Origin of the sequence: Mycobacterium sp. E2462, assembly GCF_001672685.1 — a bacterium.
Classification (GTDB): domain Bacteria; phylum Actinomycetota; class Actinomycetes; order Mycobacteriales; family Mycobacteriaceae; genus Mycobacterium.
The window spans coordinates 1-17525 of sequence record NZ_LZKC01000199.1 but is presented as its reverse complement, the minus strand read 5'-3'; the positions used below and the strand labels follow the sequence as shown (position 1 = coordinate 17525).

The window sequence follows — 17525 nt, the reverse complement described above, 5'->3', positions numbered from 1 at the left end:
CGGTCGGTCGTCGGCCGAGGCCTCGGTGCCCGAGCTGTTCGCCGCCCAGGTGGCGCGCACCCCGGACGCGGTGGCGGTCAGCTTCGGCGGCGCGACCATGACGTATCGGGAGTTGGACGCGGCCGCCAACCGGCTGGCGCGGCATCTGGCCGGTCTGGGGGCGGCGCGGGGCGAGTGTGTGGCGGTGGCGTTCCCGCGCTCGGCCGAGGCGATCGTCGCGATCCTGGCCGTCCTGAAGTCCGGGGCGGCCTACCTGCCGATCGACCCGGCCGTGCCGGACTCCCGCGTCGACTTCGTGGTCGGCGACGCCGGTCCGGTCGCCGCGGTGACCACCGCCGAGCTGGCGTCCCGGTTCGCCGGGCGCGGGGTGCCGGTCGTCGAGCCCGACGCGCCCGCCGTCCAGGCCATGCCCGACACGGCGTTACCGCTGCCCGCCGCCCACGACATCGCGCACATCATCTACACCTCGGGCACCACCGGCGTGCCCAAGGGCGTGGCCACCACGCACGCGAACGTCACCCAGCTCCTCGCCACGCTGCACGTGGGGTTGCCGTCCGGGCCGAACGAGGCTTGGTCGCAATGGTATTCGTACGCGTTCGACGCGTCCGTCGAGGAAATCTGGGGGGCGCTGCTGCACGGCTCGCGCCTGGTGATCGTGCCCGAAGCGGTCGCCGCGCTGCCCGATGACCTGCAGGCGTTGCTGATCGACGAACGGGTCACCGTGTTGCACCAGACCCCGTCGGCGGTCTCGGCGCTGTCCCCGCGGGCGCTGGAGTCGGTGGCGTTGGTGGTGGCCGCCGAGGCGTGCTCGGCGGAACTGGTCGACCGGTGGGCGCCGGGGCGGGTGATGACCAACGCCTACGGGCCGACCGAGACCACGATGTGCGTGGCGGTCAGCCCGCCGCTGCGCGCCGGGACGGGAACACCGCCGATCGGTGCGCCGGTGCCCGGGGCGGCGTTCTTCGTCCTGGACCGGTGGCTGCGGGCGGTGCCCGTGGGCACCGTCGGCGAACTGTACGTGGCCGGGCGCGGACTGGGCGCCGGCTACCTGCGCCGCCCGGGGTTGACCGCGTCGCGCTTCGTGGCATGCCCGTTCGGCGAGCCCGGCCGGCGGATGTATCGCACCGGAGATCTGGTGCGATGGCGCGCCGACGGGCAGCTGGACTATTTGGGCCGCGCCGACGAACAGGTCAAGATCCGCGGCTACCGCATCGAACTCGGGGAGATTCAGGCTGCGCTGGCCGCCGTGGACTCGGTCGACCAGGCCGTGGTCGTCGTGCGCGAGGACCGCCCCGGCGACAAGCGCCTGGTCGGTTACGTCACCGAGTCCGCGCCGGGCGCGCTCGACGTGCAGGCCGCACGGGCGGGGCTGCGAGAGACGTTGCCGCCCTTCATGATTCCGGCAGCCCTCGTCGTGATCGACGCGCTGCCGTTGACGGTCAACGGCAAGCTGGACACCCGCGCGCTGCCGGTGCCGGCCTACCGCGACGCCGACTACCGCGCCCCGGGCACCGACCTGGAACGCCTCCTCGCCGAGGCCTACGCCGAGGTGCTGGGCCTGGATCGAGTGGGACTCGACGACTCCTTCTTCGACCTCGGCGGCGACTCGTTGTCCGCGATGCGCCTGATCGCCACCCTCAACAAAACCCTGGGCGCCCACCTGACGGTGCGCACCCTGTTCAGCGCGCCGACGGTCGCCGGTCTGAGGGAGCGCGTGCACGATTACGCCGACGACCCGCGCTTCGTGCAGGTGCACGGCAGCGCCCCCACCGAGGTGCACGCGCGCGACCTGACGCTCGAGAAGTTCCTCGACGCCGACACGCTGGCCGGCGCGTCGGCACTGCCCGGCCCCGGCGCCGAGGTGCGGACGGTGTTGCTGACCGGGGCGACCGGATTTCTGGGGCGCTACCTGACGCTGCAGTGGCTCGAACGCCTCGAACTGGCCGACGGGACGTTGATCTGCCTGGTGCGGGCGGCGTCGGACGAGGACGCGCGCCGCCGCCTGGAACAGACCTTCGACAGCGGTGACCCCCGGCTGACCAAGTACTTCCACGAGTTGGCCGCCGACCGGCTCGAGGTCGTCGTCGGCGACAAAGGCGAACCCAATCTCGGCCTCAGTCAACGGGATTGGCAACGGCTGGCCGACACGGTGGACCTGATCGTCGACGCGGCGGCGGTGGTCAACGGCGCGCTGCCCTACAGCGAACTGTTCGTCCCGAACGTGGTCGGCACCGCCGAGCTGATCCGGCTGGCGCTGACCGGCAGGCGAAAGCCCATCAGCTACGTGTCGACGGCCAACGTCGGCGACCCGATCGAGCCGTCGGCGTTCCGCGAAGACGCCGACATCCGGGTCGTCAGCCCCACCCGCAAGAACGACGGCAGCCGCGTCAACGGCTACGGCAACAGCAAGTGGGCCGCGGAGGTGCTGCTGCGGGAGGCCCACGAGCGCTGCGGACTGCCGGTCGCGGTGTTCCGCAGCGGAATGATCCTGGCCGACACCACCTACGCGGGCCAGCTCAACCTGTCGGATCTGGTCACCCGGATGGTGCTCAGCGTCCTGGCCACCGGCATCGCCCCCACGTCGTTCTATCGCCTTGACGCGCAAGGGAATCGGCAGCGCGCCCACTACGACGGCCTGCCCGTGGAATTCGTCGCCGAGGCGATCGCGACGCTGGGCGCTCAGGTCGTCGACGGGTTCGAGACCTACCACGTGATGAACTCGCACGACGACGGCATCGGGCTCGACGAATACGTTGACTGGCTGATCGAGGCCGGTTATCCGATCGAGCGCGTCGACGACTTCGGTGCATGGCTGCGCCAATTCGAGGCGAGGCTGCGGGCGCTGCCCGACCGCACCCGCGAGCACTCCATCCTCGCGGTGCTGTCCGCGGCGAACTCCGCGGCGCTGCAACCGGCCGCGCCGCCCGCCCGCTTCGCGTCCACCGATCGGTTCCGCGCCGCGGTGCAGGACGCGAAAGTGGGCCCCGACAACGACATTCCGCACGTGTCACCGGCGGTCGTCGTTCAGTACGCGGTCGGCCTGCAGCTGCTGGGCCTGGTCGAGGGCGGTTAGGTCTGGAATTCCGCCGTGGGCCGGTCGGTGAGCACGTCGCGGCCGGCACCGGCGCCCACACTGGCGGCCTCGCCGTGCGCCAGGCCCACGGTCGCGACGATCACCGTCACCGCGGCCACCGTGAGCACCACCCACTCCGGGCCGCCGGCCTCGAGCGTCTCGCCCAGAACGGTGATGCCGAGCACCCCGCCCACGACGGGCTTCGCCACGATGATCGTCGGCAGGGACGCCGTCAACGCGCCGGCGCGGTACGCCGACTGGTGGATGATCATCCCGGCGGCGCCGGTGAACACCCAGGCGTAGAACTCGGGCGTGCGCCACAACTGGGCGGGGTCGTGCTCGACGATGTCGACGACGCCCTTCATCAAGACCGCGAACACGGCCAGCAACGAGCCGGCCACCGCCGCCAACAGCAACGCCGCGACCGGTCGGTCCGCCCACACGCGGGCGCCCGCCAGGCCCAGCGCCAGCACCGGACCGAGCGCGACCGCCACCACGACCCAGGTGTGCAGCGGCGCGCGCTGCTGGCCGCCGGTCGGGTCCCCGACCGCGATGAGCACGGCCAGCGCCGCCGCCAGCAGCAGCGCCCACAGCCACTCGCGGCGCGTGATGGCATGCCGGCTCATCCGCGCGTACACCGGAAGCGCGAACAGCAGCGCCGTCACCTGCAGCGACATGACGAGCAGGACGGAGCCCTTGTCCAGGGCGGCCGCGAGCAGCACGTAGCTGCCGATGTCACCGAGGCCGCCCAGCCACCAGCGCCGATCGCGCAGCAACATGCCGAACAACGCCAGGTGGCCCACCGGCTTGTCGGTGACCTCCTGCGCCGACCGTTGCCGCACCACGTTGCCGATCGCGGACGCCAGCGCGGCACACAGGGCCAGGAGGGCGGCCAGATGCGTGTGCGACATGGCTAACTCCTCGTGCGGTTGAGCTTGCGCTCCAATTTAACCGTCACGCCCGCCGCGGGCCCACCGAACGCGGCGGCCGGGCGCCGGCGCCGCCGCGACGTCAGAGCGGGAACTTGGTGCCGGTGAGACGTTCGGAGAGGTCCCACAGCGCGACGGCCGTGGCGTCCCGTTTGGCCAGCCAGTTCCGCCAGGTCGGCTGCGTTCGCCCGTACAGCCCGAACCGCGGGCCCACAAAGGTGTCACCCGGCAAATCCCGGGCCACCGCGTACAGCGTCTGGCGGGCGCCGAAGTCGGCGTCGGTGGACACGATGCGGTCCACGGCCAGCACCACGGCGTCCCCGAGCCGGCGGCCCGAGTTGCCCTGCAGGTTGGTGTGCGACCAGCCCGGATGGGCGGCCAACGCGCGGACCGGCGACGAGGCGGCCCGCAGCCGCCGCTGCAATTCGCGGGTGAACAGCAGGTTGGCCAGCTTGGACTGCCCGTAGGCCAGCCACGCCGAATACGGCCGGGACTCCCAGTTGAGGTCGGTGAGGCTGATGTAGCCGATGTTGTGCAGCAGCGAGGAGACCGTCACCACCCGGTCACCGATCTTGGGCAGCAACAGGTTGGTGAGCGCGAAATGGCCCAGGTGGTTGGTGCCGATCTGCCCCTCGAAGCCGTCCACGGTCGAGCCGTGCTTGGTGGCCATGATGCCCGCGTTGTTCACCAGGACGTCGACCGCGTCGACACCGTCGGCGAACCGCCCCACCGAGGCCAGATCCTGCAGGTCGAGCTCGCGCACCTCGACTCGCCCGGTCATCCGCGCCGCCGCCGCGCGGCCCTTGCCCGTGTCGCGGACCGCCAGGATCACGCGCGCGCCGACGCGCGCCAACGCCCGCGCGGTCGCCTCGCCGAGGCCGGCGTTGCCGCCGGTGACGACGACGGTGCGCCCGTCGAACGAGGGCAGGTCCGCCGTGGTCCAGTCAGCCATGCCAGCCACAGTAACGGTGCCATCCCCGGGACCGGGCACCTCACAGCGGCGCCCGACGCGTGGGCCGCCGCGGGTATCGTGCTCGGGATGACCTGCGACAGCTGCGCTCACGCGTCGGGAGTCGCCGGATGTATCTAGGGGTCATCGTCAACCCGCAAGCGCGCCGCAACCGCGCCAGCCGGGGTGACCGGATCGCCGAACTGCGGCGCGCTGTCGGCTCGGTGGGCGAGGTGCACGAGACGGCCTCCATCACGGAATTGCGCGCGACCATCGCGGACCTCTACCCGCGCGTCACGCACCTGGTGGCCGACGGCGGTGACGGGGCCCTGCACTGGTTGATCAACGAGGTGGAGCGCTGCGAGGCCGATTCGCTGCGCTGGCCGGCGTTCGTGCCGAGCAACGGCGGCAGCGTCAACGCCGTCGCGCGCAAGGCCGGCGTGCGCGGGCGACCCGACGCGATCATCCGCGGGCTGGCGGTCGCCGCCCGCCGCGAGGCGCCGCCGCCCGAGGTGCTGCTCGACACGTTGGCCCTGGACGGCCGCACCGCCGACGGCGCCCCGTTCCACCGGCTGTGCTTCGGCCTGGCCGCGGGCGGCGTGGGCAACCGGTTCTACGAACGGTATTACGACGCACCCGATCACGGCCGCCTCGCGGTGGCCCGGGTGCTGGGCCGCACGCTCGGCGACTACCTCACCTCGAAGGTGACGCCGGGCCGGTCGTCGACCCCGAACTACGCCAGCGTCCTGCTGGCGCCGACGCGCGCCCGGGTGGTGATCGACGGCGAGGAGGTTCCGACCCGCACGCACCGGCTCCTGCACGCCGGCGCGATCGACCTGCGCATCGCCGGCCCGCTGCGGCTCTTCCCGAAGGCGGCCGAGCCGGGCGCGCTGCAATTCCAGGCGGGCGAGTTGCGGCCGTCGAAGATCGTCGTCCAACTCCTCGCGGCGCTTACCAACGGCACGGTCCGCGGCGAAAAGATCCGCGACGTCAACGGCCACGAGATGACCATCGAGGCCGAGGGGGAGCCGCTCTCGCCGATCATCGACGGCGAACGTTTTCCGGGCATCGTCACGCTGGCGGCCCACGCGGGGCCCCGCATCCGCGTCGCCCGCGCGGCGCGGCCCTGACGTCAACGTCTGCGCAGGGCGCCGGTGAAATGCCGGGCCGCCGCCGAATTTCGCCCGTTAACGCCCCCGGCGACGATTGTGTGATCAATTATCTTCTGGGTTAAATGTCAGGCCGCTCCATTGTTTCGTGCAAATTCGCAAATGCGCGGTTCAGTACTTACGGAACCGCATCGTCCGTATAACGCCTGCTCAAGCGCGCCGCAGCTGTACTGAGGTCCGCGTTCACGTACGTCAGTACGCGACGCGCCGTGCGCCTCGTTAAGCCCGCCCTGTGGATTGCATGTGCGAACCGGATAAACGCCGCCCGAGCTTTTGCCCGGCCCGCGCAGGCGGCGCTACATTGGTTTTCAATCGAAGACCGGCCGACTCGCCCACGCGGTGGTCGCGACCGGCGGACCTGGAAGGGGGGGGTGCTCCGCGATGGAGACGCTTGTCGATTACCTGCAGATGTGGGAGACGCGGAGGCCGGAGCAGACGCTGTTCCGGTTTGTCGACGACGAGCGCCGCGAACTCGAGCACTACACCTACCAGGGGTTCGCCGAGCGGACCCGCGAACTGGCCGCATACCTCTCCCGGGAGGCGGGCTTGGAGCCGGGCGATCGGGCGCTCCTGGTCTACCCCCCGGGATTGGAAATGGTCGCCGCGCTGTTCGCCTGCGCCCGCATCGGGGTGATCGCGGTCCCGGTCAGCCCCCCGCTGCCGATGTCGTTCGAGTCCGGGCTGGCCAAGCTCGCCTTCATCGCGCGCGACAGCGGAGCCAGGGCGGTTTTGTCGACCAAGCAGTTCGAGTACGACTTCCGCCTGCTGCTCGGCCACCGGTCGGCCACGGCGCCCGGCGTTCCGGACGTCGACCTGCCGCAGCTGCCCTGGTTTGCGACCGACGGCGCGCAGGACTTCGGTGGCGCCCCGGTCGCGGACACCCCCGGGCCGGTCCTGTTCCTGCAGTACACCTCCGGATCGACGAGCGACCCGAAGGGCGTGATCGTGACGCACGCCAACGTCATCGCCAACGGGTCGGCGTTCAGCGGGGGTGAGGTGCTGGTCAGCTGGCTGCCGCAGCACCACGACATGGGGTTGATCTCCGCCTACCTGTTCATCGTCCTCAAGGGCGGCACCACGCACGCCATGTCGCCGCTGGACTTCCTCAAACGGCCGTCGTCCTGGCTCCGGCTGATCAGCGAGGTCGGCGCCACCCACACCCCGGCCCCGAACTTCGCCCTCGAGTACTGCCTGCGCCAGGACAAGTTGCCCGACGCGGAGTTGGCCGGCATCGACCTGAGCAGCCTGGACAGCATCGTCGTGGGCGCCGAGCCGCTGCGGGCCCGCACCTTCGCCCGCTTCCGGGAGCGGTTCGCGCCGTACGGGCTGCGGCCCGAGGCGCTGACCGGTGCGTACGGCATGGCCGAGGCCACGCTCATCGTGTCGTTGCGGGGCCGGCAGATCGTGACCGCCAACAAGCGCGCGTTGGAGAACAACCACGCGCGGGTGGAGCGGACCGCCGGCACGGGCCAGGCGTCGCCGCAGAACAACAACCAAGTCGCGCTGGTCAGCTGCGGAAAGCCGTTGCCCGACAATGTGGTTCGCATCGTCGACCCGCAGACCAGGCGCGCTTTGCCCGAGGGTCGGGTGGGGGAGGTCTGGCTGGACGGGCCGTCCAAGGGTGCCGGCTACTGGAACCGCCCCGAACTGACCGCCGAGTCCTTTGCGGCCCGCATCGTCGGCGACGACGAGCACACCTACCTGCGGACCGGCGATCTCGGATTCGTTTACGAGGGTGAGCTTTTCGTCTGCGGCCGCAGCAAAGACCTGATCATCGTGCGCGGCGTCAACTGCTACCCCTCCGACGTCGAGGCGGTCGTGGAGCGCTCGGTGACGCAGGTCCGCGACGGGTGCGTCGCCGCCTTCGCCGTGGAACGCGAAGAGCGCGAGACCTTGGTGGTGGTGGCCGAGCTGCGCGACGAGGCCGCCCGGCCGGACGGCCGGGCGCTGGCGCGCGCCATTCGCCGACAGTGCCACATCGATCCGCACACCATCGTGTTCGTCCCGCCCCGCACCATCCCCAAGACCAGCTCGGGCAAGGTGCGGCGCGCGCAGACCCGCCAGCTGTTCGAGGGCGGCGAGCTACCGGTGCTGGCCAGCTACGCTCAGCCCGGCCCCGTGCCGGCGGACGCCGACGCCGCGCCGCGGGACCGGTTTCGCCGCCTGATCGACAGCTACGACCTGACCGGCCAGGAGGAGTGCTCGTTCGCGGACCTCGGCATCGACTCGCTGGCCCTGGCCGAGCTGCGCACGGACCTGCAGGCGCTGTTGGAGGACCACGGCGCCGGGGAGTTGGCCGACGAGGTCAACACCCGGTTGCTGCAGCGCCTGACCGTGGCCGAATTCTTCGACCTGACGGCGCGATTCGCCGACGGCGCCGGGCGGCCGATCGACACCCTGCGCCGGGCGCTGGACGACCTCTCCGCCGAATACGAGGCGCGCGAGGCCGCCCAGATGCGCGCGGACGCGGCGCTGCCGTTGCCGGAGCTCGCTCCGGCGCGGTCGGGCGCGGTCACCGACATCCTGCTCACGGGTGCCACCGGGTTCCTCGGCCCGTTCCTGGTCGCCAGCCTGCTGTCGCGGACTTCCCACACGCTGCACGCCCTGGTGCGTGCCAACGACGCGGCGCACGGGGTGGACCGCATCGTGGCCTCGTTGCGCCGGGCTCAGCTGTGGACTCCCGCCCTGGAGGCCAAGGTCCGCTCCCGGGTGCGGGTGGTGTGCGGCGACCTCGCCGAGCCGGCGCTGGGCATCGGGGAGGCGGCCTTCGCGCAACTGGCGCACGAGGTCGACGCCGTCGTGCACAACGGTGCCCTGGTGAATTACGTCCGCACCTATGACGCCCTGCGGCCCGCCAACGTGGAGGGCACCCGCGAATTGCTGCGGTTGGCAATGACGGGCCACCGCAAGGCTTTCCACCTGGTCTCCAGCACCTTCATCTACGGCTGGAGCACCGAACCGGTGGTCGGGGAGTGGGATGCCAACGACGCGATGGCCGGCCTGGACTTCGGGTACTCGCAGACCAAGTGGGTGGCCGAGCAGCTGGCGCTGCGGGCGCAACGGCAAGGCCTCGACGTCCGCATCTACCGGCCGTCGCTCATCTCACCGACCGGCGCCGGCTTCGGCAGCCAGGACGACATCCTGGTGCGGCTCACCGCGTTCATGATCGAGCACGGCGTGGCGGTCGAGGCGCTGAATCAGGTGAGCCTGCTGCCGGCGGACCTGATCGCCGACCACGTGGTCGCGTTGATGGAGCTGCCGGCGGGCGAGGAGGCGCAGGTCTTCAACATGACCGCCGACGACTACTACAACCTCACCGACATCACCCGCATCCTGTCGGAGCGCCACGGTTACCGCTTTGCCTACCACGACATTCCGTCGTTCACCGGGCAGCTGAACACCCGCTGCACGGCGCGCGACCAGCTTTACCCGCTGGTCGATTTCCTGACCCGCTCGGCGGGCAAGATCGCGGCGATGCGCGACAAGCGCTACGACAACACCCAGTACCGGCGCGCGCGTGATCTCGTGGCCACCCGAACGCACGAGCCGCCGCTGGCCGAAACGGTCGACCATCTGGTCCATTTTCTGCGCGGCGCGGGATTGCTCACCGACGATCACGCCGCGACGCGGCAGATCGCCTAGGGGGCGACGATGACGGAGATTGACCACCGGGCCGCCGGGCCGCGCGACGCGTCGCTGGACTCCGAGCGAATCGTCCTGCAGGCGCGCGACGTCGAGTTCGACTGGGCCGCACTGCCGTTCTACTACGTCCCGGACGAACCCTTCACCACGCACTTCTGCAACGTGCTGCATTTGTTGTTGCCGGCGGGTGAGGAGTTCATCGTCGCGGCGTTCAAGGACACCCTGCCCCTGATCAAGGACGATCAGCTGCGCCGCGACGTGCAGGGCTTCATCAGCCAGGAGGCCATGCACTCCCAGGCGCACTCGGGCGTGCTGGACCACTTCGCCGCCAACGACATCGACGTGACGCCGTTCACCGATCAGATGCGGTGGCTGTTTGGCCGGCTCATCGGGGACCGGCCCGGCTGGAGCCGCCGGCGGCGGCAGAGTTGGCTGCTCGAACGGGTCTCGATGGTGGCCGCGCTCGAGCACTACACCGCCATCCTCGGCGAATGGATCCTCGACACCCCGCAGCACGACGCCATGGGCACCGACCCGGTGATGCTGGACCTGCTGCGCTGGCACGGCGCCGAGGAAGTCGAGCACAAAGCGGTCGCGTTCGACACCATGAAACACCTGCGCGCCGGCTACGCCCGGCAGGTGCGCACCCAGCTGCTGATCACGCCGTCCCTGCTGTGGTTGTTCGTCCGCGGCGTGCGATTCATGTATTCGGTGGACCCCCACCTGCCGCCCGGCGCGAAGCCGCGCTGGCGCGACTACTTTCGTGCGGCGCGAAAAGGGTTGGTGCCCGGGCCGTTCGAGTTCCTACGGGTCATCGGCGCGTACTACTCCCCGAACTTCCACCCCTCCCAGCTGGGCGGTGTCGAGCGCGCGGTCGACTACCTCGCCCGCTCGCCGGCGGCCCGCGCGGCCCACTGAAGCGAAGGACCGCTGCCGTGACCCAGTCCCGCGTCGTCACCGCCACCGACGGCATCGCCCTGGCGGTCCACGCCTACGCCCCGATCGACCGCTCGCGGCCCACCGTCGTCGCGATCCACGGATATCCGGACAACCACCACGTCTGGGACGGCGTGGCCGACGAACTCGGGGGCCGCTACAACGTGGTGGCCTTCGACGTGCGCGGGTCCGGCGAATCCGGCACGCCCGCGCGGCGATCCGGCTATCGGTTCGCGCAGTTGGTGGCCGACATCGGCACGGTGATCGACAGCATCGGGGTCGACCGGGTTCACCTGGTGGCCCACGACTGGGGGTCGATCCAGGCCTGGGCGGCCGTCACCGACGATTCGGTGGCGCCCAAGATCGCCTCGTTCACGTCCATCTCAGGGCCGCACCTGAACTACGCGGGCGCCTTCCTGCGATCGGCGCGCACGCCCCGCGGCGTCATCGACGTCGTCCGGCAGGTGCTCGCGTCCTCCTACATCGGGTTCTTCCTGTGCCCGGGGGTGCCGGAGTTGACCATCTGGGCGCGCGCGACGACGAGCGTCTTCGCGCTGGTGGAACTGCTTGGCCGGCCGCGCGGTAGCGGGCAGCGTCGGGCGGCGACCACCCGCTCGCTGCGTGACTACCTCAACGGGCTCAACCTGTACCGCGCCAACATGCCGGCGCCGTTCCTGGCCAACCGGTTGCCGCGAACCGCCGTCCCCGTGCAGACGCTGGTGGCCCGGCGCGATTACTTCGTGTCGCCGCCGCTGCAGCGGTTCACCGGGTCGATCCCGCCCCACGGGCGCGTCGTGCCGATCGAGGGCGGTCACTGGGTGGTGGCCTCGCATCCCGGCGTCATCGCCCGGCTCACCGGCGAGTGGGTGGACCAGACGGCCGCTGCGCGAGCGCGAGACATCTCGTGAGCCAGACGATCTGGAGCAGCCGGCCGGCCGATCTCTACGGCCGGCGCAAACACGACCGGCTGTACACGGCGCTGTGGGGGGTCGGCGCACTGTTCGGTGGCTTGGCCTCCGCGTCGCGCTGGACGCCGGAGCGCGTCACACCGGTCCCGCGGACCACGCGGGCGATCATCGCCCGGCGCGAGGTGCTGACCCCCGACGTCGTCGCGTTGACGCTGGCCGACCCGGACGGCGGGTTGCTGCCGGCCTGGACGCCCGGCGCGCACATCGACCTCCGGCTGCCCTCGGGTCGGCGCCGGCAATACTCGCTGTGCGGCCCGCCGGGGCGGCGCACCGACTACCGCATCGCCGTGCGGCGCATCCCCGACGGTGACGGGGGATCGGTGGAAGTGCACGACGCCCTGCGCGAGGGGGACGCCTGCGATTTCGACGGGCCCCGCAACGCGTTCTCTCTGGTCACCGACGACCGCGAGGCGCTGTTCGTCATCGGCGGCATCGGGGTGACGCCCATCCTGCCCATGATCCGCGCGGCGCAGCAACGCGGCATGCGTTGGCGCGCAATCTATGCCGGGCGCGCCAAGGATCACCTGCCGTTGCTCGACGAGGTGCTGGCGGTGGCGCCCGACCGCGTCACGGTGTGGGCCGACGACGAACGCGGTCGCCCGCCCACCGCGACCGACCTGCTCGCCGGCGCCGGGCCCGGCACGGCGGTCTATGTGTGCGGCCCGTCCGGGATGCTGGAGGCGGTGCGCGCGGTGCGCGACGAACACGCCGACGCGCCGCTGCACTACGAGCGATTCGGGCCCCCACCGGTGCTCGGCGGTGTCGCGTTCGAGCTGGAACTGGCGCGTTCTCAACGGGTCCTGAGCGTGCCGGCGAATCGTTCGGCGCTCGACGTCATGCTCGATGCCGACCCCGCGACCGCCTACTCCTGCCAACAGGGGTTCTGCGGCACGTGCAAGGTCAAGGTGCTCGCCGGGGACGTCGATCACCGGGGGCGCGGGACCGAGGACGGCGCCATGCTGGTGTGCGTGTCGCGCGCGCGCTCGGGCCGCATCGTCATCGACGCGTGAGCGCGGTGTTGCCCCGACATTGAGCTCGGGCACGGCAAGATGAGCGCCGTGCAGGGTTTCAACGTTTCCACCCTGGCGTTGCTGACGGCCGTCGGCTTCGCCGGTCCGCTGCTGGCCGCGGTGCCGCGCCTGCGGATACCGGTCATCGTGGGCGAATTGGCCGCCGGCGTGGTGATCGGCAAGACCGGGTTCGGCCTCGTCGACGACACCAACCCGACATTTGAGTTGCTCGCCAACATCGGCTTCGCGCTGGTGATGTTCGTGGTGGGCAGCCACGTGCCGGTGCGCGACCCCGCCCTGCGGGCCGCGGTGCCGTTGGCGCTGGCGCGCGCCGCGGCGGCCGGTGCCGTCGCGGCGGCGTTGGGCTGGGCGCTGGCCCGGGAATTCGGCACCGGACACGCCGCCCTCTACGGGGTGGTGATGGCGTCGTCCTCGGCGGCGATGGCGTTGCCGATGATCGACTCGCTGCGGTTGCGCGGCCCGCAGGTGTTGTCGGTGACCGCGCAGATCGCCATCGCGAACGCCGCGTGTATCGTGTTGCTGCCCTTGGTGATCGACTCGCGCCACGCCGCGACGGCGGCGCTGGGCGGGCTGGCCATCACCGCGTGCGCCGCGGTCCTGTTCGTGCTGCTGCGGGCGGCCGACCGCAAGGGCTGGCGCCAGCGCCTGCACCATTATTCGCGCGCCAACGAACTGGCGTTGGAGTTGCGGTCCAACCTGTTGGTGCTGTTCGGGTTGGCGACGCTGGCCGTCGTCACGGACGTGTCGATCATGGTGGCCGGCTTCGCCCTCGGTCTGGTGCTCGCGATGGTCGGCGAGCCGCGACGGTTGGCGCGCCAGTTGTTCGGCATCACCGAAGGGTTTTTCAGCCCCCTGTTCTTCGTCTGGCTCGGCGCCTCGCTGCAGGTGCGCGACCTGGGTGCCGAACCGAAATACCTGCTGCTCGGCGTCGGGCTCGGGCTGGGTGGGGTGGTGGCGCACTGCGTGGGACGGCTGCTCGGCCAGCCGCTCACCTTCGCGGTGATGTCCTCCACCCAGCTGGGCGTGGCGGTGGCCGCGGCCACCATCGGCATGCAGCAACACCTGCTGGCCCCGGGCGAGGCGTCGGCGTTGATGTTCGGTTCCTTGCTCACCATCGCGGGCACGGCGATCGCGGGCACGCTCGCCGCGCGGCGCCAGGGTGCCGCGGACGGCACCGTCGCGACCCCAGCCGGCGGCGCCGACGGCGCTGCCGGACCTCGCTCCGAGTAGCCGCTACGGGGGCCGGCAGGATTGAGTAATCCTACGGATCCGGCCGAGTGTGGCGGTGCCGCACGCTGTTTGGCATGACCGTTCCGAATAGCATGTCCAAGACCACGGCCGCCTTCTTCGCTCAGGCCGCCGTCGCGTTCACCGTCAGCTTCGTCGCCGCGCTGGGTGGCATCTACTTCCTGCCGCTCGACGGGTGGCAGCGAATGTTCCTCGGCATCACCTTCCTGTTCCTGGTGTCCAGTGCCTTCACTCTGGCCAAGGTGATCCGCGACCAGCAGGAAGCCGCGACCGTGCGGGTGCGGCTCGACGAGGCCCGCATCGAGAGGCTGCTGGCCGATTATGACCCCCTGACCACCACCACCTGAGTAGAACTACTCACCTCCAAACGCGTAGTAACGCGGGTGCCCGGGCCCGGTCCGATCGGCGACGCTGATCGCGACGCCCGCGACCGGGTCCGAATCCACACAGAAGGGCAGAACACTCGAGATGACAACGCTTTCAGGCTTTCCGGGCGCCGCCGAGTTGGCGGCGAGCACACCGGCCGACCGGGACCGGGTGCTGGACGTCATCCGGATCACCTCGCTGATTGGGGTGGTGCTCGGCCACACGGTGATGGCGATCAGCGTGATCCGCAATCACGTGCTGATCTGGGACAACATGCTGACCACCTCGGTGGTTTTCCAGGCGCTGACATGGCTGCTGCAGATCATGCCGCTGTTCTTCCTGGCCGGCGCGGCGGCCTGCGTGTCGTCCTGGTCGCCCGGCAGCAACTGGGGCGATTGGTTGATGAAGCGCTGCACCCGGCTGTTCCGGCCGGTGTTCTACTACCTGGCGTTCTGGGCCGTCGCCTTAACCGTGCTGTACCACCTTTTGCCGCAACATGTTTACGAGCCAATCGCCGGGGTCAGCACTCAACTGCTGTGGTTCCTGGGTGCCTACGTGCTGGTGCTGGCGGCCATGCCGGTGCTGCACCGGATCACCACCGCCCGGCGGCTCGCCGCGGGGGTGGCCGCGGTGTACGCGGCGATCGCCGTCGTCGACGCCGTCCGGTTGCAGTGGCCCGCCTGGATGCCACTGGGATATCTCAACCTCGCGGTCTGGCTGATCCCCGCCATGTTCGGCGTGGCCTACCGGCGCCGGCTGCTCGGCGGCCGGTCCGCGCTGGCCGTCGCGGCCGGTTTCTTCCTGGTCGACGTCGCCCTGGTCTGGTGGGGGCCGTACCAAATCAGCATGGTCGGCATCGGTGACCACCCGCTGTCCAACACCAGCCCGCCCTCGCTGTTGTTGGCCGGGCACGCGATTGTGTTGAGCGCCTTGGCCATTGCGGCCGCCCCCGCGATCGCGCGGTGGGCGCAGCGGCCCCGCGTGTGGTGGTGGACCGCCGTCGGTAACTCCGGGGCGATGACGCTGTACCTGTGGCACATGCCCGTGTTGTTGAGCGTGCACCTGGCCTTCGACTACCTGGGCTGCCCGCGCTATCCGGGGCAGCCGGGCTTCCTCGCGACCAGCGTCGCGCAGGTGCTCATCGTGGTCGGGGTGGTCGCGGCGGCATTCGTCGCGCTGCGCCCGCTGGAGAACGCCCCGCTGTCGGGTTGGGACGGCGCGCCGGCAGTGACGTCGGTCGCGCGGGGCCGGGTGGTCGGCGCGTTGTTGTGCGTGGCCGGTGTCGCGATCCTGGCCGCGATCCGGTGGGGCCTCAAGGATGACGGGTTGGTGTGCATGGGCGCGACGGTGGCCGCGTTGGTGACGGCGCGGGCCGTGGCCGGGCAACCGAAAGTTGCTGGGGCAACGGGCTACTGACGCCACACGACCCGTGCGCGGGGCCGCGGCGGTCAACGGCGACCGGCGCGGCCCCCGGCGTTGTCCTGGTCGCCGTCCTGGTCGCAGTCCTGGTCGCCGTCTTCGTCGCCGTCCAAGCCGTGCTCGATCGCGTACCGCGTGAGCTCAACCCTGTTGGCCACCTGCAACTTGCGAAAGGTCGCCTGCACGTGGTTTTCCACGGTGCGGTGGCTCAGCGACAGCCGCGCGGCAATTTGCTTCGCGGACAACCCTTTTGCCACATGGCGCAGCACCTCGGTCTCGCGCTCGGTGAGGCTGGGCCGGTTCGAGCCCTCGTCCTTGCTCGCCGCGATGCGCCGGTATTCGCCCAGCACCAGCCCGGCCAGGCTGGGGGTGAACACGGCGCGCCCGGCCGCCGTCGACCGGATCGCTTCCGACAGTTCCGCCTTGGACGCGCTCTTCACCAGATAACCGGTCGCGCCGGCCTTGACGGCTTCCAGCACGTCCTCCCGCTCGTCCGAGGCCGACAACACCAGCACCCGCGACGACGGCGAGACCTCGAGCACGGCCGCAGTGGCCTGCGCGCCGTCTCCGTCGGGAAGTTGCATGTCCATGACCACGACGTCGGGGGTCACGACGGCCGCGCGGCGGCGCGCGGCGGCCACGCCGTCGGCGGTGGCGACCACCGCGAAGCCGTCCTCGGTCAGATCGCGGGCCACGGCGTCGCGCCAGATCGGGTGATCGTCGACGACCATGACGGTCGTCGAACCCGCGCCCGTCACGGCCGCCCGTCCTGGCGCGGCACGCACAGCTCCCATTCCGTGCCCTCGCCGGGATCGCTGCGGAGCCGGGCGGTGCCGCCCAGCGACGCCAGCCGCCCCACGATCGACTGGGAGATGCCCAGGCGCCCCTGGCCGGCCGCTTCCTCGAGCCGGCCGGCGGGTATCCCGACGCCGTCGTCGCGGACGCTGACCACAACGGCGTCGCTGAGGTCTTCCAGCAACACGAAGGTGTGCGCCCCGGGGCCGGCGTGGGCGCGCGCGTTGTCCAAGGCGTTCGCCACGGCGGCGTCGAGCTCGGCAGCCACCGAACGCGCCAGCGGCACCGCCGTTCCCGGCAGGCTGATGGTCACCCGATCGGACTCGCGGCAGCGCAACAGGGCGCGCACGTCGACGATCTCGGCGTCGGCGTCGGGCTGCAGGTCGGAGCAGGCGAGCCAGCGCCGCAGGGCCCGTTCCTGCTCGCTGGCCAGATCGGCGAGATCGGCGGTGGGCCCGCCGATCTCATGACCCCTCTTGGCCACCAGCGCCAGGACCTGGATCGCCCCGTCGTGGACCTCGCGGGACAGCCGGTCGCGCTCCTGCACCGCCGCCGTCAACTGGGCCGCCCGCTGCAGCTCGGCGTGGGCGCGCCGCGCGGTCTGCGCGGCCATGCCGATCGCCATGCCGATCGCGATCTCGATGATGACGGTGGCGTTGTGCCCCAGGTTGAGCGCGAAATAGTTCTTGACGGCGAAGTTGGTGGCCATCACGGTCAGCCCGGTCGCCATGCCGCCGGCCGGGCCGAACTGGATGGCGGCGGAGATGGTGGGGTTGCTCGCCCACAGCGTCGTCGGCCAGGTCTGGTTCTCGGACGCCCAGTGCGGGTGGGTGACGATCGTGTTCGAGCCCATCAGCGCCACGGTGATGGCCAGCTCGGTCAGCACCCACGCGCGGGTGCGGCCGAACCCGCGCAGGTAGGCGACCGCGCAGGCCGCGCTCCACGCGATCAGCACCGCGAAGAGCACCCAGCCCAGCACGGGCCGACGCAGGTCGGGGTT

12 protein-coding genes and 1 pseudogene are annotated in these 17525 nt (G+C 71.0%); 9 read left to right on the top strand and 4 right to left on the bottom strand.

Annotation, left to right across the window (positions count from 1 at the left end):
* Nucleotides 1-3073: amino acid adenylation domain-containing protein (locus A5714_RS10155; RefSeq protein ID WP_156747258.1), on the top strand; the 3073-nt coding region annotated here is incomplete at its 5' end.
* On the opposite strand, the gene A5714_RS10150 is transcribed toward A5714_RS10155, so the two are convergent.
* Nucleotides 3070-3984, bottom strand: coding sequence for a DMT family transporter (locus tag A5714_RS10150; RefSeq protein WP_068284949.1), 915 nt, complete (start codon nucleotides 3982-3984; stop codon nucleotides 3070-3072). The two genes, A5714_RS10155 and A5714_RS10150, sit on opposite strands and share 4 nt — an antisense overlap.
* 100 nt (nucleotides 3985-4084) lie before the next feature.
* Nucleotides 4085-4954 (bottom strand): oxidoreductase, encoded by an 870-nt coding sequence (locus A5714_RS10145; RefSeq protein ID WP_068067752.1) that lies wholly within the window; start codon nucleotides 4952-4954, stop codon nucleotides 4085-4087.
* Between the two features lie 128 nt (nucleotides 4955-5082).
* Between A5714_RS10145 and A5714_RS10140 the strand changes: the two genes are divergently transcribed.
* The 8 genes from A5714_RS10140 to A5714_RS10105 all read left to right on the top strand — a co-directional run bounded on the left by A5714_RS10140 (nucleotide 5083) and on the right by A5714_RS10105 (nucleotide 15727).
* Nucleotides 5083-6081: a diacylglycerol kinase family protein gene (locus tag A5714_RS10140; protein ID WP_068284947.1), complete on the top strand. Its 999-nt coding sequence runs from the start codon at nucleotides 5083-5085 to the stop codon at nucleotides 6079-6081.
* Between the two features lie 420 nt (nucleotides 6082-6501).
* Nucleotides 6502-9762 carry a thioester reductase domain-containing protein gene (locus tag A5714_RS10135; protein WP_068284944.1) on the top strand — a complete coding sequence of 1087 codons (3261 nt, stop codon included), beginning with the start codon at nucleotides 6502-6504 and terminating at the stop codon, nucleotides 9760-9762.
* Between the two features lie 9 nt (nucleotides 9763-9771).
* Nucleotides 9772-10680 carry a metal-dependent hydrolase gene (locus A5714_RS26530; RefSeq protein ID WP_068067760.1) on the top strand — a complete coding sequence of 303 codons (909 nt, stop codon included), beginning with the start codon at nucleotides 9772-9774 and terminating at the stop codon, nucleotides 10678-10680.
* 17 nt (nucleotides 10681-10697) lie between these two features.
* Nucleotides 10698-11606 (top strand): alpha/beta fold hydrolase, encoded by a 909-nt coding sequence (locus A5714_RS10125; protein WP_068284942.1) that lies wholly within the window; start codon nucleotides 10698-10700, stop codon nucleotides 11604-11606.
* Nucleotides 11603-12676 carry a PDR/VanB family oxidoreductase gene (locus tag A5714_RS10120; RefSeq protein WP_068284940.1) on the top strand — a complete coding sequence of 358 codons (1074 nt, stop codon included), beginning with the start codon at nucleotides 11603-11605 and terminating at the stop codon, nucleotides 12674-12676. The genes A5714_RS10125 and A5714_RS10120 overlap by 4 nt, the downstream gene beginning before the upstream one ends.
* A gap of 48 nt (nucleotides 12677-12724) precedes the next feature.
* Nucleotides 12725-13927 (top strand): cation:proton antiporter, encoded by a 1203-nt coding sequence (locus A5714_RS10115; protein WP_231975860.1) that lies wholly within the window; start codon nucleotides 12725-12727, stop codon nucleotides 13925-13927.
* A gap of 74 nt (nucleotides 13928-14001) precedes the next feature.
* The gene (locus A5714_RS10110; protein ID WP_068067770.1) at nucleotides 14002-14292 is read left to right on the top strand and encodes a YiaA/YiaB family inner membrane protein; all 291 of its coding nucleotides are present in this window, start codon (nucleotides 14002-14004) and stop codon (nucleotides 14290-14292) included.
* A 121-nt stretch (nucleotides 14293-14413) separates the two neighbouring features.
* On the top strand, nucleotides 14414-15727 hold the full coding sequence (locus A5714_RS10105) for an acyltransferase (RefSeq protein ID WP_068284935.1): 1314 nt from the start codon (nucleotides 14414-14416) through the stop codon (nucleotides 15725-15727).
* 110 nt (nucleotides 15728-15837) lie between these two features.
* On the opposite strand, the pseudogene A5714_RS10100 reads toward A5714_RS10105, so the two are convergent.
* Together A5714_RS10100 and macS are read right to left on the bottom strand one after the other, a co-directional pair.
* A pseudogene (locus A5714_RS10100) lies at nucleotides 15838-16461 on the bottom strand (response regulator); the annotation flags it as partial.
* Nucleotides 16462-16484: 23 nt separating this feature from the next.
* Nucleotides 16485-17525: MacS family sensor histidine kinase (macS, locus tag A5714_RS10095; RefSeq protein ID WP_231975859.1), on the bottom strand; the 1041-nt coding region annotated here is incomplete at its 5' end.

Excerpts from the sequence above, each read along its gene's own strand:
- A5714_RS26530 (WP_068067760.1), top strand. The coding sequence starts at position 9,772 with ATGACGGAGATTGACCACCGGGCCGCCGGGCCGCGCGACGCGTCGCTG.
- A5714_RS10145 (WP_068067752.1), bottom strand. The coding sequence starts at position 4,954 with ATGGCTGACTGGACCACGGCGGACCTGCCCTCGTTCGACGGGCGCACC.
- A5714_RS10150 (WP_068284949.1), bottom strand. The coding sequence starts at position 3,984 with ATGTCGCACACGCATCTGGCCGCCCTCCTGGCCCTGTGTGCCGCGCTG.
- A5714_RS10110 (WP_068067770.1), top strand. The coding sequence starts at position 14,002 with ATGACCGTTCCGAATAGCATGTCCAAGACCACGGCCGCCTTCTTCGCT.
- A5714_RS10140 (WP_068284947.1), top strand. The coding sequence starts at position 5,083 with ATGTATCTAGGGGTCATCGTCAACCCGCAAGCGCGCCGCAACCGCGCC.
- A5714_RS10105 (WP_068284935.1), top strand. The coding sequence starts at position 14,414 with ATGACAACGCTTTCAGGCTTTCCGGGCGCCGCCGAGTTGGCGGCGAGC.
- A5714_RS10135 (WP_068284944.1), top strand. The coding sequence starts at position 6,502 with ATGGAGACGCTTGTCGATTACCTGCAGATGTGGGAGACGCGGAGGCCG.